The sequence below is a fragment of the Eubacterium sp. AM05-23 genome (assembly GCF_003477535.1).
In the GTDB taxonomy this organism is placed as follows: Bacteria; Bacillota; Clostridia; order Eubacteriales; family Eubacteriaceae; genus Eubacterium; species Eubacterium maltosivorans.
Map to the genome: position 1 here is coordinate 223,504 of NZ_QUDF01000004.1, position 22,998 is coordinate 246,501.

18 protein-coding genes, 1 pseudogene and 1 riboswitch are annotated in these 22,998 nt (G+C 53.5%); of the genes and pseudogenes, 16 read left to right on the forward strand and 3 right to left on the reverse strand.

All coding sequences use genetic code 11. The annotated features are described in order from the left end of the window. Nucleotides 1-39 precede the first annotated feature (39 nt). The 8 genes and pseudogenes from DW091_RS06985 to DW091_RS07020 all read left to right on the forward strand — a co-directional run bounded on the left by DW091_RS06985 (nucleotide 40) and on the right by DW091_RS07020 (nucleotide 9,819). Entirely contained in the window at nucleotides 40-942 is a 903-nt protein-coding gene (locus DW091_RS06985; protein WP_118517769.1) for a MerR family transcriptional regulator, read from the forward strand. Nucleotides 943-1,129: 187 nt separating this feature from the next. Then, nucleotides 1,130-1,612, forward strand: a complete 483-nt coding sequence (locus DW091_RS06990) for a GNAT family N-acetyltransferase (RefSeq protein WP_058695068.1) — start codon at nucleotides 1,130-1,132, stop codon at nucleotides 1,610-1,612. Continuing rightward, a pseudogene (locus DW091_RS06995) lies at nucleotides 1,609-1,845 on the forward strand (DUF3781 domain-containing protein); the annotation flags it as partial. The gene DW091_RS06990 and the pseudogene DW091_RS06995, both read left to right, overlap by 4 nt. Nucleotides 1,846-1,946: 101 nt before the next feature. Then, a complete protein-coding gene (locus tag DW091_RS07000) occupies nucleotides 1,947-2,207 on the forward strand; it encodes a hypothetical protein (protein ID WP_074616273.1) in 261 nt (86 codons plus the stop codon). A gap of 99 nt (nucleotides 2,208-2,306) precedes the next feature. Continuing rightward, nucleotides 2,307-2,996: a VanR-ABDEGLN family response regulator transcription factor gene (gene vanR / locus DW091_RS07005; protein ID WP_074616174.1), complete on the forward strand. Its 690-nt coding sequence runs from the start codon at nucleotides 2,307-2,309 to the stop codon at nucleotides 2,994-2,996. After that, nucleotides 2,989-4,110 (forward strand): HAMP domain-containing sensor histidine kinase, encoded by a 1,122-nt coding sequence (locus tag DW091_RS07010; RefSeq protein ID WP_096919372.1) that lies wholly within the window; start codon nucleotides 2,989-2,991, stop codon nucleotides 4,108-4,110. The genes vanR and DW091_RS07010 overlap by 8 nt, the downstream gene beginning before the upstream one ends. A 393-nt stretch (nucleotides 4,111-4,503) precedes the next feature. Continuing rightward, a complete protein-coding gene (locus DW091_RS07015; RefSeq protein WP_118517771.1) occupies nucleotides 4,504-5,448 on the forward strand; it encodes a serine hydrolase in 945 nt (314 codons plus the stop codon). Between the two features lie 87 nt (nucleotides 5,449-5,535). Then, nucleotides 5,536-9,819, forward strand: a complete 4,284-nt coding sequence (locus DW091_RS07020) for a PAS domain-containing protein (protein WP_118517772.1) — start codon at nucleotides 5,536-5,538, stop codon at nucleotides 9,817-9,819. A 45-nt stretch (nucleotides 9,820-9,864) separates the two neighbouring features. Here DW091_RS07020 and DW091_RS07025 read toward each other — a convergent pair whose 3' ends face one another. Next, on the reverse strand, nucleotides 9,865-10,098 hold the full coding sequence (locus DW091_RS07025) for a type II toxin-antitoxin system MqsA family antitoxin (protein WP_058695061.1): 234 nt from the start codon (nucleotides 10,096-10,098) through the stop codon (nucleotides 9,865-9,867). Nucleotides 10,099-10,338: 240 nt separating this feature from the next. Between DW091_RS07025 and DW091_RS07030 the strand changes: the two genes are divergently transcribed. From DW091_RS07030 to DW091_RS07045, 4 genes are all read left to right on the forward strand, one after another. Then, nucleotides 10,339-10,980, forward strand: a complete 642-nt coding sequence (locus DW091_RS07030) for a hypothetical protein (RefSeq protein ID WP_074616171.1) — start codon at nucleotides 10,339-10,341, stop codon at nucleotides 10,978-10,980. Between the two features lie 55 nt (nucleotides 10,981-11,035). Next, the gene (gene clpB / locus DW091_RS07035) at nucleotides 11,036-13,639 is read left to right on the forward strand and encodes an ATP-dependent chaperone ClpB (RefSeq protein WP_118517773.1); all 2,604 of its coding nucleotides are present in this window, start codon (nucleotides 11,036-11,038) and stop codon (nucleotides 13,637-13,639) included. Between the two features lie 493 nt (nucleotides 13,640-14,132). Next, nucleotides 14,133-14,696: a YdeI/OmpD-associated family protein gene (locus DW091_RS07040; RefSeq protein WP_058695057.1), complete on the forward strand. Its 564-nt coding sequence runs from the start codon at nucleotides 14,133-14,135 to the stop codon at nucleotides 14,694-14,696. A gap of 24 nt (nucleotides 14,697-14,720) precedes the next feature. Beyond that, complete coding sequence (locus DW091_RS07045; RefSeq protein ID WP_118517774.1) at nucleotides 14,721-15,110, forward strand: hypothetical protein; 390 nt, start codon at nucleotides 14,721-14,723, stop codon at nucleotides 15,108-15,110. Nucleotides 15,111-15,214: 104 nt separating this feature from the next. Here DW091_RS07045 and DW091_RS07050 read toward each other — a convergent pair whose 3' ends face one another. Together DW091_RS07050 and DW091_RS07055 are read right to left on the reverse strand one after the other, a co-directional pair. After that, entirely contained in the window at nucleotides 15,215-16,543 is a 1,329-nt protein-coding gene (locus DW091_RS07050) for an extracellular solute-binding protein (protein WP_118517775.1), read from the reverse strand. A 15-nt stretch (nucleotides 16,544-16,558) separates the two neighbouring features. Beyond that, nucleotides 16,559-18,664 (reverse strand): hybrid sensor histidine kinase/response regulator, encoded by a 2,106-nt coding sequence (locus tag DW091_RS07055; protein ID WP_118517776.1) that lies wholly within the window; start codon nucleotides 18,662-18,664, stop codon nucleotides 16,559-16,561. Between the two features lie 328 nt (nucleotides 18,665-18,992). On the opposite strand from DW091_RS07055, the gene DW091_RS07060 reads away from it, so the two are divergent. From DW091_RS07060 to DW091_RS07075, 4 genes are all read left to right on the forward strand, one after another. After that, nucleotides 18,993-19,649 carry a class I SAM-dependent methyltransferase gene (locus DW091_RS07060; protein ID WP_118517777.1) on the forward strand — a complete coding sequence of 219 codons (657 nt, stop codon included), beginning with the start codon at nucleotides 18,993-18,995 and terminating at the stop codon, nucleotides 19,647-19,649. 51 nt (nucleotides 19,650-19,700) lie between these two features. After that, a riboswitch (cobalamin riboswitch) is annotated at nucleotides 19,701-19,876 on the forward strand. A gap of 173 nt (nucleotides 19,877-20,049) precedes the next feature. Further along, nucleotides 20,050-21,120, forward strand: coding sequence for an ABC transporter substrate-binding protein (locus DW091_RS07065; protein ID WP_224168757.1), 1,071 nt, complete (start codon nucleotides 20,050-20,052; stop codon nucleotides 21,118-21,120). 2 nt (nucleotides 21,121-21,122) lie between these two features. Beyond that, on the forward strand, nucleotides 21,123-22,178 hold the full coding sequence (locus DW091_RS07070) for an iron ABC transporter permease (RefSeq protein WP_118517778.1): 1,056 nt from the start codon (nucleotides 21,123-21,125) through the stop codon (nucleotides 22,176-22,178). Then, nucleotides 22,178-22,951, forward strand: coding sequence for an ABC transporter ATP-binding protein (locus DW091_RS07075; RefSeq protein ID WP_118517779.1), 774 nt, complete (start codon nucleotides 22,178-22,180; stop codon nucleotides 22,949-22,951). The genes DW091_RS07070 and DW091_RS07075 overlap by 1 nt, the downstream gene beginning before the upstream one ends. Nucleotides 22,952-22,998 lie beyond the last annotated feature (47 nt).

The window sequence follows — 22,998 nt, forward strand, 5'->3', positions numbered from 1 at the left end:
GATAAGGTTAAACCATTAATGAGACAGGAGTTGATTTTAGTGAGAACCGTAAAGCAAGTAGCAGCGCTGACTGGCGTGAGCGTGAGGACGCTGCAGTATTATGATGAGATTGGCGTGTTTAAGCCCACCGAGGTCACAGAGGCGGGGTACCGGCTCTATGACGATGAGGCCCTGAGAACCCTTCAGCAGATTCTGTTTTTTAAGGAGCTGGATTTTCCGTTAAAGGACATCCGGGAAATCATGGCCGACCCTGGTTTTGATAAGACCCGGGCCTTTAAAAAGCAGCGGGAGCTGCTGCGGGCTCGGCGAGACCGGCTCAACAAGCTCCTCGACCTTCTGGATAAGCTGGAAAAGGGCGAATCCTGCGTGAGCTTTGAAGCCTTTGACCTGAGCGAATACCTGCGGATCCTGGAGGAATTTAAAACCGAGAACACCGCGGACATCGTCCGCCACTGGGGCAGTGTGGAGGCCTTTGAGCAGTTTATGAAAAAGGTGAAGGAGGATGAGACCCACATCGCGGAGCTCGCAATAAAGCAGTACGGCAGCGTCGCAAAATACACTGCGGCCATGAAGGACAGCATCGCTCATTTTTCTGAGAATATGGAAAAAATAGAGGCCATGAAGCAAAACGGCGCCATCGAAAAAAACGCGGCCCTCATGGAGGCGCTGTACAGCAGCAGGGAAAAGGACCCGGCGTCGCCCGAGGTGCAGGCCATTGTAGGCGAGCTTATCGCCCTGGGGGAGGAAATGAACCTGAACATTGACAAGGGCGAGCACTACTGGGATATGATGATCGACTGGTACCTCCACAACGACGCGGTCATCAAAGCCATCGACGCACAGAAAGGCCCCGGGACTTCGGCCTTTGTGGGGCGGGCGCTTGCGTGTTATTTTGAATCAGAGCGTGTCCGCGCTCAGATGCATGAAAAATATGGCGTATGACGGATTATGAGATTATTTATACAGAGAAAGCTATTTCAAGCGGACTTTTGGCCAATAAAGGGGCATCGTACTGAGAGCACGGCACAATTTTGTGCCGTGCTCTTTTGGCTTCAAGTCAGAATCCGCCCGGGAAAATAGACGGGGTGGGTGGATTGTGGTAAAATGTTGAGTAAGGAGCGGCCATACAATGAATATAATGATACGGGAAATCCGGGAGACGGAAATCCCAATGTTAAAGGATTTTTTATACGAGGCGGTCTTTATACCGCAGGGGGCCGAAGCCCCGCCAAGAGCGGTAGTGGACACGCCAGAGCTGCAGGTCTACGTGCGTGATTTTGGCAGACAGGCGGCAGATCTTGGCCTGGTGGCCGAGGTAGATGGAAAAGTCATCGGGGCGGTCTGGGCGCGGATTATGGAGGACTACGGGCATATCGATGCCCGGACGCCGTCCCTTGCCATCGCCCTTTTTAAAGCATACAGGGGCCTTGGAATCGGCACAGAGCTGATGCGGGCAATGTTTACCAGGCTCGCGGAAAAGGGCTGGGGGCAGGTCTCCCTGTCGGTCCAGAAGCTTAACGGCGCGGTCAGGCTGTACCGGCGCCTTGGCTTTAAAGTGGCAGACGAAAACAGCGAGGAGTACATCATGGTAAAGGAGCTGGGCAGACAATGAATGATTTAGTGGCCAATATTGACAGGCTGCACACCACCGAAATGGGCGCGGCGCGCATAAAAAGGAACCTGTCCATTGGGGATGTGGACGCTGTGCAGTGGTGCAGGGCGAGGATACTGGACCGGGACGCCGTAATGGAAAGAAGGGGCAAAAACTGGTATGTCCGCGTGGGGGGCTGCGAGATCACCGTCAACGCCCACAGCTATACGGTTATCACCGCCCATAAAATAAAAGAGCAGCTGCCCGGACAAAGCAGGGCCAGAGGGAGTAAAAAAGATGGCGGTTATCTGCCAGAAGATTAGCGGGCTGGCATTTACGCAGAGGGGAGCAGACAATGTCGAAAAACCTAAAGGCAATGCTTTTTTCAGAAAATGGCATGAAAATTGTGAACACCCTGTTTTTGATCACCGCTTTTTGCGGTGGCGGTGTGCTGACCATTTTAACCTACAGCCTCTGGCTGTTTTTTCTGGCCGGCTCGGTCAAACGCACAGAATCGAAGGCTATGAGGGCCTTTTATGTTTTGCTGGCCTTTTTTGCGGCGGCGGTGGTGGTGTGGCAGCTGGCCTGGCTGGTGATGGGGCTGTTTCTAATTTAAGAAAATCTTAAGAGGTCTCTAAGAAAAAGGCAAGGACATTCAGGCAAAGTTCAGGTACAATAAAAAGAGAAACCATCACACTTAAAAAGGAAAAGAGAAATGCAGACCGAAATATTAGTAGTAGACGATGAACCGGAAATCGCGGATCTGGTGGCCCTTTATCTGGGCAATGAGGGTTTTGCGGTGCGCCGGTTTTACAGCCCAAAAGAAGCCCTGGACTCCGCCCTCGAGGCTCCGCCGGAGTTAGCGGTGCTGGATGTGATGATGCCCGGGCTCGACGGCTTTACCCTGTGCCGCAGGCTCCGGGAGAAGTACACCTTTCCCATTATCATGCTCACCGCCAAGGAGGAGGAGATCGACAAGATCACTGGCCTTGCCATCGGCGCGGACGACTATGTGACCAAGCCCTTCCGGCCGCTGGAGCTGGTGGCCCGGGTCAAGGCCCAGCTGCGGCGCTCCCTGCGCTACAACGGCGGCCAGCAGGAGGCCGAGGCCACCGCTGCCTACCGGGGGCTGTTTCTCAACCGGGAGACCCATGTGTGCACCCTGGACGAAAAGCCCGTGGAGCTCACGCCCATCGAGTTTTCCATCCTGTGGACCCTGTGCAAAAACAGGGGGCGGGTCATCAGCTCCGAGGAGCTGTTTAAAGAGGTCTGGGGCGAGAAATATTTTACGGGCAATAATACCGTCATGGTTCACATCCGCCATCTCCGGGAGAAAATGCAGGATTCGGCGGAAAACCCGCGGTATATAAAGACCGTGTGGGGCGTGGGGTACAAAATTGGATAATCCGTTTAAAAGGCTGAAGCGCAAAATCCTGATCCAGGTGCTGCTGGCCGCTCTGGCCGCCCTGGCTGCGGGCTGGGTGCTCATGACCCTGTTTGTGGACGGGGTTCTCCAGGACAGCTTTGCCGACTACGTGGTTTATGTTTTCGCCCATTTCACCAGTGGGGAGCGGGCCGAGGCACTCTACCGGGAGATTTTCCAGAGCAATAAAACGCTGTGGATGGCCGCGGGCTATGTGCTTTTGCTCTGCGCCATTTTTTACTGGGGCATGACGCGCTTCACCCGGTATTTTGAGGAAATCAGCCAGGGGGTCGACGCGCTGGCCGACGAGAAGGCAGGGGACATTGAGCTGCCCCCGGAGCTGGATTTTATGGAGAAGAAGATGAACCAGGTGCGCCAGTCCCTGGAAAAGCGCGCCCGTGACGCGCGCGAGGCCGAGCAGCGGAAAAATGACCTGGTGGTGTATCTGGCCCACGACATTAAAACGCCGCTGACCTCGGTCATCGGCTACCTGAACATTCTGGAGGAGGCGCCCGACATGCCCCTTGAGCAGCGGGCAAAATACACGAAGATCACCCTGGACAAGGCCTGCCGCCTGGAGCAGCTCATCAATGAGTTCTTTGATATCACCCGCTTTAACCTGCAGACGGTGGTGCTGGAAAAGGAGCAGGTCCACCTCTCCTACATGCTCATGCAGCTGGTGGACGAGTTTTACCCCATTTTCGCGGCTCAGAACAAACAGGCCGAGCTTAAGACAGACGGCGGCATCGACCTGGAGGGCGACGCGGACAAGCTGGCCCGGGTGTTTAACAATATCTTAAAAAACGCTGTGGCCTACAGCGATCCGGACACAGTCATCGAGATCGAGGCGAAAAGGGCTGGGGAGGCTGCAGTTGTCACCTTTAAAAACAGGGGACGAACCATTCCGCCCCACAAGCTCGAGAGCATTTTTGAGAAGTTCTACCGGCTCGACGCGGCCCGTTCCACCGCTTCGGGCGGCGCTGGCCTCGGGCTTGCCATCGCAAAGGAGATTGTCCTGGCCCACGGCGGCGGCATCAAGGCAGAGAGTGCCTCCGGCCTCACCACTTTTACCGTGACCCTGCCCCTGCGGGGTTAAGAAAATCTTAATGGGAACCTAAACAAAGGTTAAAAAACGCGGCTTCTTTCTGTGGTTTAATAAAGCCATGAGAAAGGAGCTGTCAGGCAGTCAAAAAATTTAATCGGCAGAAGCTAAAGTCTTAAAAAGCACAACTTGAATGGAGAATGTAGAATTGAGAATTGAGAATTACCGGAGCAAAATGCTGCTGCATTTTGATTAGAAGCGGCCGGAGGCCGCAATTTCAATCGCCCCCGCCAGGGCGAAAGTGTTCCGACATTCTCCATTTTCAATTTTCAATTCTCCATTGATACCGCTTCACGTTTTGGCTTTGCAGCTTGTGACCGACTTTTCTGACATTCTGGCGGCTTCTTTCTGTGGTTTAATAAAGCCATGAGAAAGGAGCTGTTTTTTATGTATGACAACCGAAGAAAAAGCAACCGGTACAAAAGAAAGCGAAAGTCCGGCGGGCGGGTGGCTCTGCTTGCGGCCATGGCGGGGTTCGGCCTTTATGCCTTTATTTTTGCCTTTAAGCTCATAAGCCCCGCGGGGTCTGCGCACCCGGTGAGCGCCATGGGCGGCGTGAGCCTTTACAGCGAGAGCGCTGTACTCATGCGCCTGGACGACGGCGAGACCCTTTATGAGAAGAACAGCGGCGAAAAAATCTACCCCGCCTCACTGACCAAGCTCATGACCACGCTGGTGATCCTGGATCAGTTCGAGGATCTGGATCACACGGTCACCCTGTCCGAAGCTGTTTTTGACCGCCTGAGCGGCTCCGGAGCCTCCATGGCCGGGTTTTTACCCGGTGAGCGGATTACCCTGAGAGACCTGCTCTACGGCTGCATGCTGCCCTCCGGGGCGGACGCGGCCATGGGGCTGGCCTGCGCCACTGCGGGGTCAGAGGCGGATTTCGCGGCGCTCATGAACCGCAGGGCAGCGGAGCTGGGCATGGCCCACACGCATTTCAAAAACGCCACCGGCCTGCACGATCCCGGGCATTACACCACCGTCTCCGACATGGCGCGCCTGCTGAGGGCAGGGCTTGAGAACCCGGATTTCCGGGTGCTGTTCACCACCCTTTATTACCAGACAGCCCCCACCAACCGGCACCCCGGCGGCCTGGGCCTCAGCAGCACCCTGAACGCCCTCATGGATACGCCTTGCCCGAACGGTGTGACCCTCCTCGGCGGCAAAACCGGCTATACCGAGGAGGCTGGCCTGTGCCTGGCCTCCCTGGCTCAAAAGGGCGGGCGGGAGTATATTGCCGTCACTGCCGGGGCGCCGGGCAGCCATGAAACCTCACCCCGCCACCTTGAGGATGCCTTCCGGCTTTATGGGCTGGTGGATTGCGTTTAAGCGCCTTCTGTGGTAAAATTAATCAATTACAGCAGACTCGTGAAGGGAGTCCCCGGCGCCTTACCAAAGCCCGGGCAGGAGGGAATTATGATGATGGAAGAATATTTGTCCGTGCTGGGGGCGGATCAGACCGCGTCGGTGCTGGATAATGCACCGGTCGCGATTTATGTCAGCGCACTGGACAACTGGGAGCTGCTTTACGCGAACCGTCTGGCAAAGGCGCGTTTTTCAAAGCAGCTGTTAAAGCCGGGGCTGACCTGCTATCAGGCCGCGGGCCAGGACCGCCCGTGTCCCTTCTGCAGCGCGGAGAAAATGAGCCGGGAGACGCTTTTAGTCAGAAAGTTCAGCCACCCGCAGACCGGACGGGTCTATGAGCTCAGCGGGAAGATCATTGACTGGGCGGACCGCCCCGCGCAGATTGAGTACATCGTGGATATTACCGACAGAGAGCGGGAGGAGGCGCGGTCAAGATCGCTCAGGGCTGAGCTGGAGGAAACCTTTACCAGTATTCCCTGCGGCCTGTGCGTTTACCAGTTTGACGGCGTCCAGATTTTGCCTGTGTTCCACAATCCGGCCTTTTATGAAATCATGGGCTATTCCGAGGCGCATATAAAGGAAGTGGAGCAGTCCACCGAATTCCTGGGGGTGCATCCTGAAGATGCGGAAGAACTGCGGCAGAAAATCCAGAAAGCCATTTTGTATAACGGCACCACGCAACACACCTACCGTGTTTTTAACGACCGCAAGGGGGAGTACCGATGGATTCGGCTGGATGGCTCAGTCAAGGAAAAGGAGGACGGCGCCAAGCTTTTATATGGGGTTTACAGCGACATCAGCGAGTCGGTGCGCCTGGAAAAGGAGCTGACCGCTGCCAACGAGAAGCTTGAGCACATTGTTAACGCCATTCCCGGCGGCGTGGCCAGCTACCGCGTGGAGGGAGACCGCTTTATCCCGACCTTTTTTTCCGACGGCATCATGGCCCTCTCAGGCCATACCCGGGAGGAATACCAGGCGATGGTGCGGACCGATGTCTTTGATATTATCTACGAGGCTGACCGGGAGCGGGTGCACGCGGCTGCCTGCGCCGCGGTTAAAAGCGGCGGCGTCCTGGACGTCTCCTACCGCATGCGCCACAAGGACGGAAGCCTGGTCTGGATTCATCTCAACGGCCAGTGCATGGGGCCTTTGTCTCAGGATGCCCAGTTTTACGCAGTGTTCACCGGCATATCGGACGAAACCCGCCTTTTCCAGGGCATTGCCAACGAGATTGCCGACGGAGTCTATGTCATCGACAAGTCAAACTATGACCTGCTCTATGTGAACGAGTCCGGCGCCCTTTTTAGGGAGGAACGGAGCTGCGCGGACCAGAAATGCTATAAGGCGCTGTTCGGAAAGGATGCGCCCTGCGCCTTCTGCACCCTGAAGACCCACGCGCCCGACGGCAAAAGCCACAGCATGGACACGGGCGAGGCGGGGCGCTTCTACAGCACGCGTTTTAAGGAAACCAACTGGAATGGCATCTCCTCCTATATTAAATATGTGCAGGATGTGACCGAGGAGGTCCGCGCCCAGAAGGAAAAGGAGCGGATGGAGGAATATTTCCAGACAGTGGTCAAAAACCTGCCCGGCGGCGTGGCGGTTATCCGCTGCCTGGAGGATGGCCGCATGAAGCCCGAGTACATTTCCGACGGTTTTGCCGAGCTGTCCGGCATGCCGCTGGACAGAGTCTGGCAGATCTGCAAAGAAGACGTCATGGCCGGCGTGCACCCCGAGGACCGAAAAAAGGTGGGTGAGCGCATGGCCGAGTACATCCGAAACGATGAGAACTACTGTGAGATGGTCTACCGCCTGAGAAGGGGTGACGACTCCTATGTATGGATCAAAAACACCCTGTCGCTCATAAGGGGCAGCAGCGGTGAAAAGCGCATCTACGCGGGCTATCACGATATTACAAAAGAGCGTGAGGAGCAGGAGCAGCTGCGCAGAAAGTACAACGATCTCATCATGCAGCACTACCGCAGGCCCGATCCAGACGCCCTGATCATCGGCCACTGCAATGTGACCAAAAATCAGATCATCGAAATCATGGACCACACCGGCTCCGATCTCCTGGAGACCTTTGGAAATGTCCGGGAATCCTTTTTTACCGGGGTCTCCAGGCTGGTGGTGGACCCGGACGAGCAGCAGGCCTTTTTGGATAACTACCTCAACGCGCCCTCGCTGGCCGCCTTTGAGGCTGGTAAAACCGAAGTGGTCATGAAAAGCTATATCAAGCTGCCCACAGAAGCCCACGGGCGCTATGTCAAATTTAAGGTAAACCTGGTGGAGACACCGGATACCGGCGACGTGACCGGCATCCTGACAGTGACCGACATCACAAAACAGACCATCTCGGAGCGCATGATGGGCAAGCTGGCAGTGGCCAGCTACGACCTGGTGGCCGAGGTGGATGTTCTTCAGGACCGCTACCGGGTTATCTCAAAGGACGACGCCTACAGCGACATACCCGAGCAGGAGGGCATTTATTCGGAATGGATCAGCGAGCTGGCGGATTCCAGGGTGGTGCCCAAGGACAGAGCCCAGGTCGAGCAGCTGTTAGATGTCCGCACCCTGCCGGAGCAGCTCATGAAAAAGGGAGACTACTCTTTTTCCTATTCCGTCATGGGTGAGAAGGGCGAGCTGCTCTTTAAGAACATGACTGTCTCCGCGCTGGATATGCGGCTGGGGCGTGTCTGCCTGGCCAGAACCGACATTACCGATTCCATCAGAGAGCAGCAGGGACTGCTGAACGTGATCGCCTATACCTTTGAGATGATCGGCTTTATCGACATTGACACCGGGCGCACCACCATGTACACCCGCCAGATTGTGCTTGAGAGCCTGCCGCCCTATGTGATCGAGGATTACACGAAATCCGCGGGCCGGCTCGCAGAGTTTTATGCCTCGGACGAGGGGCAGGACAATGCCCGGAAGCAGTTTAGCCTGGACACCCTGCGCGGCCGTCTGGAGAAAAAGCCAGAGGGCTATGATTTCGTGCTGCCATACCGCCTGGGCGAGGGGGAAATGCGGTACAAGCAGATTAACGTGCTGTGGGGCGACCAGAACCAGAAAACCGTGTGCCTGGTGCGGGCAGACGTCACCGACATGCTGGCCTCCGAGCGCGCCACAAAGGCAGCGCTGGAAAAGGCGCTGTCACTGGCGGAAAAGGCCAACCAGGCCAAGAGCGATTTTCTCTCATCCATGAGCCATGATATCCGCACGCCCATGAACGCCGTTATGGGCATGACCACCCTGGCCTCGGCCCATCTGGACGACCGCGACCGGGTCAGGGACTGCCTGGATAAAATCGCCGTGGCCTCAAGGCATCTGCTCAGCCTTATCAACGATATTCTGGACATGAGTAAGATCGAGCGGTCGCAGATTACCCTGAACCACTCCGCCATCGCGGTTTCCGACCTGCTCCGCCAGGTGGACGCCATGATCGCGCCCCAGGCCGCGAACAGTGGCCTCGCCTACAGCGCCCGTTCGAAGAATCTCCGCCACCCCTATTTTTACGGCGACCCGCTGCGCATCAACCAGATTTTGATCAACCTCCTGAGCAACGCCATCAAGTTCACGCCCGAGGGCGGCAGGATCGAGCTGCTGGTGGAGGAAATACCACCGGTTAAAGCGTCTTCCGCTGTCCGCTACCGGTTCAGCGTCAGCGACACTGGCGTGGGCATGTCCGAGGAATTCCTCATTCATGTATTTGAGCCCTTTACCAGAGGCCGAAACGTGACGCGGATCGAGGGAACCGGCCTTGGCCTCAGCATCACCAAGGGCCTGGTAGATTTGATGGAGGGCGAGATCACCGCCGAAAGCCAGGAGCGCGCAGGCACCATTTTCCGGGTAGAGCTGGAATCTATAGCCGCCCAGAGCGCGTCTGAGATTTCCCCGCAGCCTGAGGAGGAATGCCTGGGTTTTTCCGATGAAAAGCTGCTCGCAGGGCGCTGCTTCCTCATCGCAGAGGATAATCCCATCAACTCCGAAATCCTCAGTGAGCTGCTGAAAATGCTGGGCGCCGTCTCCGAGATCCGGGTTAACGGCGCCGAGACTGTGGAGGCTTTTAAGCGCGCTGTGCCAGGCACCTACGACGCGGTGCTCATGGATATCCAGATGCCTGTGATGAACGGCTTCGAGGCCACAAGGGCGATTCGAAGCCTGCCTAGGCCCGACGCGCGCGCCATCCCCATTGTCGCCATGACCGCCAACGCCTTCGCCGAGGATATTCAGGCTGCCCTGGACGCTGGCATGAACGCCCACGTGGCCAAGCCTGTGGATATGAAAATCCTGCGCGCCACACTGTGCAGGGTGCTTAAAAATAAAGCATGAGGATGAAACTAAAAAAGATCGGCACAATTTTGCGCCGATCTTTTTTTAGGCTGCTGCGGTAGTGTTGTATTCGATAATCAAGAGTTCGCTTGCCAGATTTTCCGCGGTTTGCATTAAATCCTCAAGTCGGTCAATGGTGTCGCCATCAAAGTATTCCTCGCCGCACTGGCGGCATTTTGAGCAGGGCACGTTTTTAACAATGAGAATGCAGTTTTTTAACTGTGAAAAAAAAGTTGTCTGTGCGGGTTCCATGGTTCCGCCGCAGGTAAAACACTTCATGCTTATTTCTCCTTTCGCGTTTTAAGATCTTCTTCCCATTCTTCTGAAGGTTCCTAAGCTTTTCCAAGGAATCCACAAATTTTCGTCCGTTTTTCGATTTTTTGGGTAATATTTATTAATGAAGTCTTTTAATTCTTAAAGTGGATTAAGAATTACAATAAAACGTTATATGATTTACATAAATCATTTGACAAAATATTGGTTAGGGTGTATGATTAATGCATAGACGAGGTGAAAACTATGAAAAAAAGTGTATATAGCCTGATGCTTTTTGATGAGATCGTTGAAAAGATCGATCAACTGGCATATGAAAATAATACCAACCGCTCTCAGCTCATCAACGATATATTAGCTGAGAAGATCGGTCTCGAGACGCCTGAACAGCAGGTGCAGAAAATACTGGAGCAGCTGGACCAAAACCTCAGCGATACCCTGTCGGTGAGCCAGATCAACAAAAACTCCAGCATCCAGTTTGGCAAAAGTCTGAAATACAAGTACCGGCCAAAGGTGCGGTACAGCTATGAGTTTGTTAATGATAACGGGCAGAAATACGCGGTGCTTAAGGTAAGCTCCCGTACCAAGTCCGAGGATTTGAACGAGCATTTTGACCAGTTTTTCCAGAAAATCTGTAACATTGAGCGCAAAAACAACGAGGCGGATGAAAAGGACAGCGAATACCTGACCAACCACAAATTCATCCGTGAGTTTAAGGAAAACGGTGCGGTGCAGAACGGTGTCGGCAGCGTCACCAATTTTCTGACCGAGTACCTGCGCATGATCGATTCCGCCATGAACCTCTATTTTGAGAGCAGCGGCGATGAAAATCTGGATCAGGAGCTCGAAGCGCTGTATGAACGGTTTTTTAAAGAACCGGAGAAATAAAAAACGCCGCCAGACGGCTTGACATACAAAATTTAAGAGAAGTAGGTGATATTTAATGGACATGAACATGTTAACACAGAAATCAATCGAAGCGGTTAAAAACGCCGAACAGATTGCCATAGACCATGACCACATGGAGATTCAGCCGGAGCATCTGCTCCTGGCGCTGCTGACTCAGGAAAACGGCGTGGTCGGAAGATTATTTGAACGGCTGGGTAAAAACACCTATCCGATTGTTGAAGAATTAAAGGGCGATATTGACAATATGCCCAGCGTGACCGGCCCGGGACGCGAACCCGGAAAGGTTTATATCAGCCGCGACACCGACAAGGTCATGAATGAGGCTTATAAGGAAGCCAAGAAGATGGAGGATCAGTACATCTCCGTCGAACATTTGCTGCTGGGCTTTTACAGCCTGAGCCGGCAGAACGCGGCGCTGGAACTGCTCACTCGCCACGGCGTCACAAAGGACGAGGTCTTAAAGGTCTTAAAGGATGTGCGCGGCGGCCAGCGGGTCACCAGTGACAACCCCGAGGGTACCTATGAGGCCCTGACCCAGTATGGGCACGACCTGGTGCAGGACTGCATCGACAACAAGCTGGACCCGGTCATTGGCCGTGATTCTGAAATCCGGCATACCATCCGTATTTTGTCCAGAAAGACCAAGAACAATCCAGTGCTCATCGGGGAACCGGGCGTTGGTAAAACCGCCATTGTCGAAGGTCTGGCTGCCCGGATTGTGCAGGGCGACGTGCCCGAGGGCTTAAAGGACAAGCGCATCATCTCTTTAGATATGGGCGCGCTGGTAGCCGGCGCCAAATACCGCGGCGAGTTTGAAGAGCGGCTCAAAGCCGTCTTAAAGGAAGTGAAGGACAGCGACGGACGCATCATCCTGTTTATCGATGAGCTCCACACCATTGTAGGAGCCGGGAAAACCGAGGGTTCCATGGATGCCGGCAACATGCTCAAGCCCATGCTGGCCCGCGGCGAGCTCCACTGTATCGGCGCCACCACACTGGACGAATACCGCCAGTATATTGAAAAAGACCCGGCGCTGGAACGGCGTTTCCAGTCTGTGCTGGTCGATGAGCCCACCGTTGAGGACACCATTACCATCCTCAGAGGCTTAAAGGAACGCTATGAAATCTTCCACGGTGTCAAGATTCAGGATAACGCCCTGGTCTCCGCGGCAGTGCTTTCCAACCGGTACATTACCGACCGTTTCCTCCCCGATAAGGCCATCGACCTTGTGGACGAGGCCTGCGCCATGATCCGTACCGAAATTGACTCCATGCCCGAAGAGATGGATGAGGTCAACCGTAAGATGATCCAGCTGGAAATCGAGGAAACCGCCCTCAAAAAGGAAGAAGACAAGCTCAGCAAGGAGCGTCTGGAACGGATTCAGAAGGAGCTGGCCGAATACCGCGACCGCTTCAATGAAATGAAGATCCAGTGGGATAACGAAAAGAACGCGGTGGAATCGGTTCAGAAGATCAAGGAAGAAATCGACCGGGTCAACCACCAGATCGAGCTGGCCCAGCGCGAGTCTGACTATGACAAGGCCGCAGAGCTGACCTACGGCAAGCTGCCGGAATTACAGAAGAAGATGAAGGAAATGGAGGAAGCTGCCGAAGCCAGAGGCGAAGGCGAATCCCTGATCCGTGAGAGCGTGACCGAGGACGAAATCGCCGAGGTGATTTCCAACTGGACCGGTATTCCTCTGAGCCGCCTGATGGCAGGCGAACGGGAAAAACTCCTGAACCTGGAAGATACCCTCAGAAAACGCGTGGTCGGCCAGGAAGAACCCATCGAAAAGGTAGTCGACGCCATTATCCGCTCCCGCGCGGGCATCAAAAACCCCAACAGCCCCATTGGCTCTTTCCTGTTCTTAGGACCGACCGGGGTCGGTAAAACCGAGCTGGCCAAAGCCGTTGCTGCCAACCTGTTCGATTCCGAAGACAACATGATCCGGATCGACATGAGCGAGTACATGGAAAAATTCTCCGTGAGCCGCCTCATCGGCGCACCTCCGGGATATGTTGGCTATGAAGAAGGCGGCCAGCTGACAGAAGCCGTACGGCGTAAACCCTATTCGGTCATTCTCCTGGACGAAATCGAAAAAGCCCATAAGGACGTGTTCAACGTGCTGCTCCAGATTCTGGACGACGGCCGTGTGACCGACTCCCAGGGGCGGACCATCGACTTTAAAAACACCATCATCATTATGACCAGCAACATCGGCTCCGAATATCTGCTCGAGGGCATCGACGCCGAGGGCAACATTCTCATCGAAACCGAGGAAGCGGTCATGAATTCCCTGAAGAATTACTTCCGGCCCGAATTCCTCAACCGTATTGATGAGATCGTGCTGTACAAGCCACTCACCAAGCACTCCATCGGCAGAATCGTTGACCTGATGATGGCCGAGCTCCAGAAACGCCTGGACGACAAGCGCATTGTGGTCAAACTCAGCGAGGACGCCAAGGAAGCCGTCATCGACCAGGGTTACGACCCCAGCTACGGCGCCCGCCCGCTCAAGCGTTTCCTGCAGAAAAACATTGAAACCATGATCGGCAAGGAAATTATCCGGGGCAACCTGGATGAAGACCAGGTGGTCACCGTCGACTTTAAGGACGGCCACTTTATCATTGAAAAATAAAGAACGACTGAGACCAGTGCAGATTCGCGCTGGTCTTTTGCGTGTCGACAAAGTCGTTTATGAGATGCAAAGCTAAAGCTTGAAGCCGTTTGAGTTGAAAATTGAAGGTTGAAAGTGGAAGGTTATGGAACGTTTTCGCTGACGCAAAAACGATTAAAAGGCGGCCTGTGGCCGCGTCTCATCAAATGTGCAAAGCACATTTGTACCTGAACTATCCACTTTCAACTATCCACTTTCAACTAAACAATCCTCTTTTTAACGCTTTATATCCTGCTGACATTTTTTGCCAATATTTGAGATCGGCGCAGATTTGCGCCGATCTTTTTTTGCCAATAAAACGGCAGACAAAAGCTTTATCCAGCATAAAAAGAAATGACCAGAGGCAGAAAGCATGCTATAATCATCATATACCGCCGGGGACAGTGCGCCGGGCGGCCATATTTGCTTTCAGACACTGTGAAAAAAGAGCGTTCAATATTGTGGAGGAACAACGATGCGTGAGCCGTTATATTTTAAGACCCGCGACGCGTTCAGAGGCTGGCTGGCGGATAACTGCCAGTCCAGTGACGGCGTCTGGCTGGTATTTGGAAAAACAAAAGCGTTCGTGACTGTAAAAGCCAGTGAGGCGCTGGAGGAAGCCCTGTGCTTTGGATGGATCGACGGCCAGATGAAGCGGGTTGACGACCAGTCCTACATCAAATACTTTTCCGCGCGCAGAAAAAACAGCAAATGGTCCGCAAAAAACAAGGCCCTGGCAGAAAGCCTTGAAAAACGTGGGCTGATGACAGACATCGGCAGGGAAAAGATCGAGGAGGCCAAGAAGAACGGCCAGTGGGACAGCGCAGTGAGCCCCTCTGCCATCACAGAGGAGCAGATTGAGGCAGTCGCCGGACTGCTGCGGGAAAACGAATTGGCCCACGCCAATTTTCAAAACATGCCGCCTTCTGTGAAAAAGACCTATACAAGAGCCTATCTCGACGCCAAAACAGAGGCCGGACGCGCCAAACGCCTGGCGTGGATGACCGGCCGGCTGGAGAAAAATTTAAAGCCCATGTGATCAGGCAAAAAAGGAGAAGCGTTTGTGAAATCAAAAGCCGTTTTTCGCACCGCCTGCGGCATTGCCGCCCTCTGTCTGATAGCCAGTGTGATTTTTGGCCTGCGGGGACACGCCAGCGAAACAAAGGTGGTGGCTGACAAGCCTTCACCCTATACACAGGAGCAGATAGAAGCCGCGGCGCGCGCTGTCAAATGGGATGTTAAGCGGCGGTTTGGCTGGGAGCTTCTCGAGCTGACCTACGAGGACTGCGGCGTTTTGGAAGATGGGAAAAGCGCCGTGTTTTTTAAAGCTGTGATCCGTACGGGCTTTCTGACAGATGGCAGCGCCCCGCCGCGCAGTATGCTGTACTGGGGCTTTTGGGTTGCCCAACGGCCGAACGGCGGCTGGTATGTGGTGCGCTGCGGGTATGGGTAAAAGACGAGGATAGGATTGGCCCTGCGCTTATAAAAAACAGCAGGCCTTCTCTTAGTGGAAAGGGCCTGCTGTTGGCGGTTCGGGCCTGGCGGCCTCAGTGTGTTTTAGTCATGCAGCCTGCTGTCTGCCCAGCCTTTGTCAATCGCCGCGTTACAGTCTGCGTCGATGGCTTCGGCTGTTTCTTTCGGGGTCTTTGTTCCGGTAAGCAGACTGTGGATATGGGTGTAGAATACATCGCGCACACCACGCCAGTTCGGGTTGTTGGCAGTGAAATCCACCGTGTTAGCAGTATTGGCAGTATAAGCCTCCTGCATAAAAATGTGGTCGGCTGTCCGTTCTGTTGTGGCCCTGCTCGCGGGCAGTCCGATCTGGGCGTAGTCCATCAGTTCCTCATTGGCATAAAAATAGCTTACGAAGTCCTTGGCGGCTTTCAGCTTTGCTTCATCGCCATTGTCAAAAACCTGAAAGCCGGTGACAAACGATGTGTTATAACCCTTTCCGTCCATACTGGGGAAATTGACAAGGCCAGTTGCGCTCATATCGAGGCTGTCTGTTGTGGCGCTGTTCATCATGTGAATGGCCAGCTGATTGTTCAGGAAAAGATTCACACAGTCGTTGATCTCCAGGTTTTCACAGCTTGCGGGAAAGTATCCTTTGCTATAGGAATCCGCGATCCACTGGAGCGCAGCGACGCCCTCCTCAGTGTTGAGATGGAAGCGGCCTTTTTCATCAAAAAATGAGCTGCCCTTGCTGCGCAGCAGGGTCATGATATGTGTGTCGCCCTGGTCGTTTTTGGCGTACATCATCATGGGATAAGACATCTCTGGCAGCTTAGCCGCCAGTGTGGACAGGATGGTCTCCCATTCCTCAGGGGTCCAGCTCTGGATTTGGTGGTCCTCGCCAATGTATTGGTCCAAGCCACACTGGCGGAACAGGTTTTTGTTAAAGCACATGGTGTTTTGCAGGCTGTAATAGGGCAGCATGTAGGTTTTTCCGTTTATCTGGCTCATCTCCCAGCTTGCCCTGTCAATGTCGCTTTTCATGTCATCTGTGATCAGGTCGTCCAAAGGGACTACCCGGCCCGTATGAATATAGCCCGCCATGTTAAAATAGCCTTCAAATAAAATGTCTGCGGCGTTTTCGGTGTCAAAGCAGTCTGTAATGTATTTATCCTCATCGACGTAGTCGAATTTTACGACATTTACGGTAACATCAGCGCCTTTGTATTGGGCCGCGAATTCTTTGCCGGCCTGTATGAGCACGTCGTACATGTCCGTAAGGTCGGTGTTGGCGTTCGCCACGGTAAGCGGTGGAACCTTAATCGTCAGGACCGTCTGCTCTTTTTCGGGCTCTTTAGCAGTACAGCCAGACAGAACCCCCAGCAGGAGGCTCAGGATTAAGCCGCCTGCTAAAATTTGTTTCCATTTTTTCATTTTTGATTTTTCTCCTTATTTTGTAACGCCCAGCATCTGTATGAGCTTTTTGACGTCGATGGGCTTTGCGATAAAGTCGTTCATTCCGCTTTCAAATGCTTTGTCCTGGTCTTCCTTAAAGGAATTGGCGGTACAGGCGTAGATGATTATGGATTTTGCGTCGGGACGGTTGAGCCCGCGGATTATTTTTGTCGCCTCGTAGCCGTTTCGCACGGGCATCTGCACGTCCATCAGAATAACGTCGAATTCGTAGGGGGCAGAGGCTTCAAACCGTTCGACCACCTGGCCGCCATCGGCCGCGTGGGTGACAGTAAAGCCGGAAGCCTTCAGCATTTCCAACAAAATTTCGGCGTTCAGATCATTATCCTCAGCCACCAGAATATTGAGCGGCCCGCGCTCCGGCACTTCTGTCGGGACAGCTTCTGCGGCGGGCGCCGTATCGGAAACGCTGTCTGCGGTGCCGGCTTTTATGATAAAGGTGAAACAACTGCCCTTACCGACCTCGCTTTTGACAGACAATGTGCCGCCCATCTGCTTTGCCAGCAGGGAACTGATGGACATGCCAAGCCCCGTGCCCTCAGTCCCCTGGGAGACGGTATTGCGCTCCTGGCTGAACGCGTTGAATATTTTTTTCTGGAAAGCTTCGCTTATGCCGCATCCGGTATCCTCGACGGAAAAAATTGTTGTGACCTGGCCGGACTCAACGTTTGTCTGAAGCGCCCGCAGGGTTACCTGGCCACCTTCCGGTGTAAACTTGACTGCGTTGCCAAGAATGTTCATCAGGATTTGCTCAATCCGCGTCTCGTCCCCGATGATTTCAGGATATCTGATATCTGTTTCGATCTGAAAGCAGATCTTTTTGTCCTCCATACGGCTGCGCATAATGGTTGCGACTGTGGAGACCAGCTGTTGAAGGGAAAAAGGCTTTGCGTCAAGCGCCATCTTTCCGGCCTGCAGTTTTGACATATCCAGAACATCGTTGACAAGGGAGAGCAGGTATTTTGCGGTTGCGTCGGATTTATGGAGATACTCTGAAAGCGCCTTCGGGTTTTGGGTGTTCTGCTGCATTAACTGGTTCAGGCCGATGATGCCGTTGAGCGGCGTCCGTATCTCGTGGCTCATATTTGACAGGAAGTCCCCGCGGGATTTAGCTTCGGCCTTGGCAGTGGCGGAGATTAATAAGACCCGGATGATGATAAACATCATTGCGCACAAAACGGCCACGACAACCGCGAGCATAGCGCTGGTCATCGAAACAAACTGCTGTGTCTGCTCGTTGAAGGCTTCCTCGTCGACTGTCAGCACGATGCTCCAGTCTGTTCCGGGCATGGGGATAAACGAGGCCACCTGTTTGGTGTGATCCTTATATTTAAAATGCTTTAAAGAGGATTCGCTTTGATTAAGCTGGGTGACAATTTCCGTGATCTCTGTTTCGGACATGCCCGTGTTTTTCTGGAGCTCCTCGAAATAGTTGTCAATTTTTCCAATGCCGGCGCTGGCGTCATAGTTTACAACATAGTTGCCCCTCTTGTCGATAATACTGGTAACCCCACGGCCGTCGAAGCTGTCGATTTTCAGGCGGTCGGCAATAGCGTTGATTTTTGAGAAACCGACAATCCCGATAAATTTTACATCGTTTAACTGAAATGGGTTACACTGGATGCCGTAAACAAGGCTTTCTTTGAGGGTCTCCAGATAGTCGGTGTCATCGTAGCGCATCACAAATTTTTCATCGCCGGAGAGCAGGGGCCGCACATAGCTTTTATCGCTGCTGTTCTGAACAATATTCGCGCTGGAATAGGTTCGCCCCTCGGAGTCCACCAGATAGATGTCATCAAAATTATTGGTCAGATGTTCGAGATTCAGGCGGCGGCACACATCCTGTATCGTCGTGTATTTATTGTTCTCTGTTCTGTAATAAACAGCGGATAATTCATCCCATGAGTTTTCCAGTTCATTTTGGATATTCTGCCGGTCATGTTCAGATAATTCGTCCATAAAAGCAATGACAGAGGATTCTGTTGCGCGGGAAAGCTGATTGATATATACTAAGACTGCGGACAGCATAACAATAAATGTTGCTGAGACAAGAAATGTAATCCGAATTTTATTCCTTTTCATTATAGGTCTCACCCCCGATGATAAAATATTATGGTCACTGAAAATTCAGGATATCCTTAAGCAGCGGATCAGACGTGATACCGTTTAATTAAAATATGATCGGATTCAAAGTACCATTTATAAGAGTAAGTATAACAGAATCAAAGAATAATAGCAACTGCATAAATAAATTCAGCATAATAAGTGACAGCGAACAATTCAGGAAAAAGGCGTCTCCCCGGAAACAAGCCACGGGAGAAAATAGAACGGCCTGATATAAAAAGTCGGTATGGCGAAATAGATGTGTTCGCATTTTATAGATTAAGCCGATATATGCAAGGAGGAAAAAATGAAATCAAAGGCATGGAACTGGGAGAAAAACCAGTCGGATTACTGGCTCATCCCCTGTGTGGAGAGTCCCTATCTCGCGGAGCGGTGGCAGGCGAAGGGCTTCCTGCGCTTTCTGGACCTGGGCTGTGGCCTGGGGCGGCACGCGGTTTATATGGCGAAAAAGGGCTTTGAGGTCACCGCCGCCGACCTGTCTGCGTACGGCGTCGAGCACACCAGAAAATGGGCCGGGGAGGAGGGGATCCCCCTCACGGCCTGCGTGGCCGATATGCTGGACCTGCCTTTTGAGGACAACACCTTTGACTGCGCCATGGCCTACAATGTCATCTACCATACGGATATTCCGGGCTTTCAGGCCGCCCTGGCGGAAATCCGCCGGGTGTTAAAGCCTGGGGGCGAGCTGTTCCTCACGCTCATCTCCAAAAGCACCTACGGCTACCGGCAGGCAGACAGCCGCCGGCGCGTTGACGCCAACACCCTGCTCTCGGAAAAGAGCGATACGGAGACGGGCGTGCCCCACCTCTATGTGGACCTGGAAGACATCAAACATTTCTTTAAAGCCTGGTGCCTTGAGGACAGCCTGAAAGAATCCTGTGTCTATAACCCAGAGGAGCCGCAGTATTACAGCGCGCACTGGAGCCTTATCGTCCGAAAATAAATCGGTTCGATTGCATATTGACAAGTATAATAGAAGCAGGTATAATGATAAAAATTGAATAGCCTTTGAGGTGCTTAGCAATAAGAGAATAGGGAAACCGGTGCGAATCCGGTGCGAACCCATCACTGTAAACAGGGACAAAGCCTGAAAGCCACTGGAGCGATCCGGGAAGGCAGGCCGCGGACGAGCTGTAAGCCAGGAGACCTGCCTTAAAGAAGAAATGCGTGCAGGGGGATTATGCAGCGGCGTGTTTGAACAAACGAAATCTCGGAAAATGGGACCGATGAGCAGAGTGCTTATCGGTTTTTTTATTTGCCGAAAAGTCAGGGAGCCTGTTTTATGGAAAGATGTTGATATCCGCGAGGATTTGACATAAATTTTATTTTTAATGGAGGGAAAAATGAGAAAGAAAATCATTGCGCTTGTGTGCGCGCTGCTTCTGCTGGTTCCGGTATTTGCCGGCTGCAGCCAGAGCGGGGATTCAGCAAAGGCGGAGAGCATTACCGTCGTGGACGATACGGGCCGTGAGGTAACCATTCCCCAGCCCCTTGAAAAGGTGGTGGTGGCCAACCGCTACAATTCGGAGCTGATCCGAGGGATTGGCGCCATCGACAAGGTGGTGGCTGTGGATAAGAACACCGCTCAGGACCGTGTGTACTGGGGCCAGTTCGACCCGGATAATGTCATCGGCAAGGGCCAGAGCGAGCTGAACTATGAAAAGATCGCCGAGCTGGGCGCTCAGGTGCTCATTACTCCGGACAACGGAACCTGGGAGGAAGACATCAAAAAACTGGAGCCCTTCGGCATTCAGGTGGTGGTGGTATCTGGCTATAACAACGCTGAGCTGCCCAAGGAAATTGAGATTTTAGGCAAGCTGTTCGGCAAGGAAAAGGAAGCCGAAAAGCTCACCAAATTTTACCAGGATAACATGGACATGGTGGCCGAAAAAATTAAGGACGTCAAAGGCACTAAAAAGGTGTACTGGGAATACGGCGACCCGAATACCACCTGTATACCAGGGACCAGCAATGACGGCTGGAACAGCATGCTTTTAAATGCCGGGGCTGTGAATATTTTTGGCGACCCCACCATTACCGGCAAGACCATTGACCCGGAAAAGATTCTGATGGAGGACCCGGACCTCATCATCAAAACCTCCTCTGGCCCGGCGCTCAAGAATACCGGCGTCTACACGCCGCCGACAGCGGAGGACTACAGCACCATCTCCAGCGAAATGCTGAGCCGTGCAGGCTGGTCCGATTTAAAGGCGGTCCAGAATGACAACTTCTATGTGACCACTGGCTTCTGCGCCGGCGGACTGGGCAAAATGATCGGGACGGTTTATACCGCGAAATGGTTATACCCTGAACAGATGAAGGATGTTGACCCTGACGCCATCTTTGACGAATGGATGGAAATTCAGGGGGTCGATCCGGTAGAAGGGCATGTTTTCCAGGTTAAGCACCAATAGCGATGGAAAAGCAGCAGTCATTAAAGGCCTATCATAAAAAAAGAGCGGCGCTGATGCTGGCAGCAGTGATCCTTTTGATCATTGCTGCTTTTTCCAGCTGCTTTGTCGGCGTCGCCAACGTGACTGTAGGGCGGGTATTCGCGACCCTGCTGCCCGGCGGCCATTTTATGGGTGCGACGGCTCTGAACCAGACCGAGCTCACAGTGCTCATGCAGCTGCGCCTGCCGCGCATTACCATGGCGCTGGTTTCCGGTATCGGCCTGGGCATCAGCGGGCTGGTCATGCAGGCCATCACGGGCAATAAGATGGCGAGCCCCTTTACCACCGGGCTCTCGAACGCCGCGGCCTTTGGGGCTTCACTGGCCATTATTTTCGGGTTTATGCCCTTTGGCAGCAATCAGGTAGGCACTGTCGTGATGGCCTTTGTGTTCGCCTTTATCTGTGCCGCCATGGTGTACGGCATCGCCTCGGCCAAGGGCATGGGCAAGACCACGATCATCCTGATCGGCATTGCCCTCAACTATTTCTTTTCAGCCCTGAACGCCAGCATGCAGTATGTGGCCAACGAGCAGCAGCTGTCCGCCATTGTCCACTGGACCTTTGGCAGCCTTTCGGAGATCACCTGGGAGCAGATTATCGTGGTCTCGGTGATTCTGCTTTTGATTTTTCCGTTTATCGTCCGTTTTGCCTGGCATTACAACCTCTTGTCCACCGGGGACGAAAGTGCGGTGGCGCTGGGCGTGAATGTCATGCGGCTGCGGCTGTTTTCGGGCATTGCGGTCACGCTCATCTCATCGGCCATCGTCAGCTTTACAGGGGTGATCGGCTTTGTGGGGCTGGTGGCCCCGCATATCGCCAGGCTTCTAATCGGCGGCGACTACCGCGCGCTCATCCCGCTCACTGCCCTCTCCGGCGCCATTCTGCTTATCGCGGCGGATACCGTGGGCCGGGTGGTGGTTTCGCCGGTGATCATCCCGGTGGGCATTGTGGTCTCCTTTATTGGGGTGCCGGTGTTTATCTACTTAATTGTAAAAGAACAGAAAGAGCGGTTGGTCTGATGAAAATCACAATCAAAAATTTAAGCTTTGGCTATCGAAAAACTCCTATTTTAAAAGGCGTTAACATCGAGGTGGCGCCGGGAAAGCTGTGCGTGCTGCTGGGGGCGAACGGAGCGGGCAAAAGCACACTGATCAAGTGCGTCAACGGGATATTAAAGCCTGAAAAGGGCGAGATTTACCTGGATACTACCGATCTTCTCGGTCTGCCGCAAAAGGAAAAATCCAGGCGCATCGGCTATGTACCCCAGAGCACTGAGGTGGAGGACAGCGGCCTGAATGTTTTTGAGATGGTGCTGTCCGGGCGTGTGCCCCATATGAAGGGCAGGATGAAGGACGCCGATTATGAGATTGTCCGCTCGGTTCTTGAGAAGATGTCGCTCAGCGGCTACAGCACCAAGCTTTTAAACCAGCTGAGCGGCGGCGAACGGCAGCGGGTTTTTATCGCCCGCGCCCTGGCCCAAGAGCCGGTGGTCATGCTTCTGGACGAGCCCACCAGCAACCTGGACCTGCGCTACCAGCTGGAAACCATGGAGATTGTAAGAGGGCTCTGCCAGGATAAGGGCATGACGATTATGGCGGTGATCCACGACGTCAACACCGCGGTCACCTTTGCCGACCAGGTGGTACTCATGAAGGATGGAAACATTCACGCCGCCGGGCACCCCGACGAAATACTGAACACAGAAAGCCTGGAGCATATTTTCGACGTCCGCGTCGAATTCGCGGCCTATCAGGACAAACAGTATGTGATTCCCAGGCGGTGCACCGGTTAAAAAATTAAGGTAATACCAATATACCCGCCGGGCGGTCAATAAAAAAC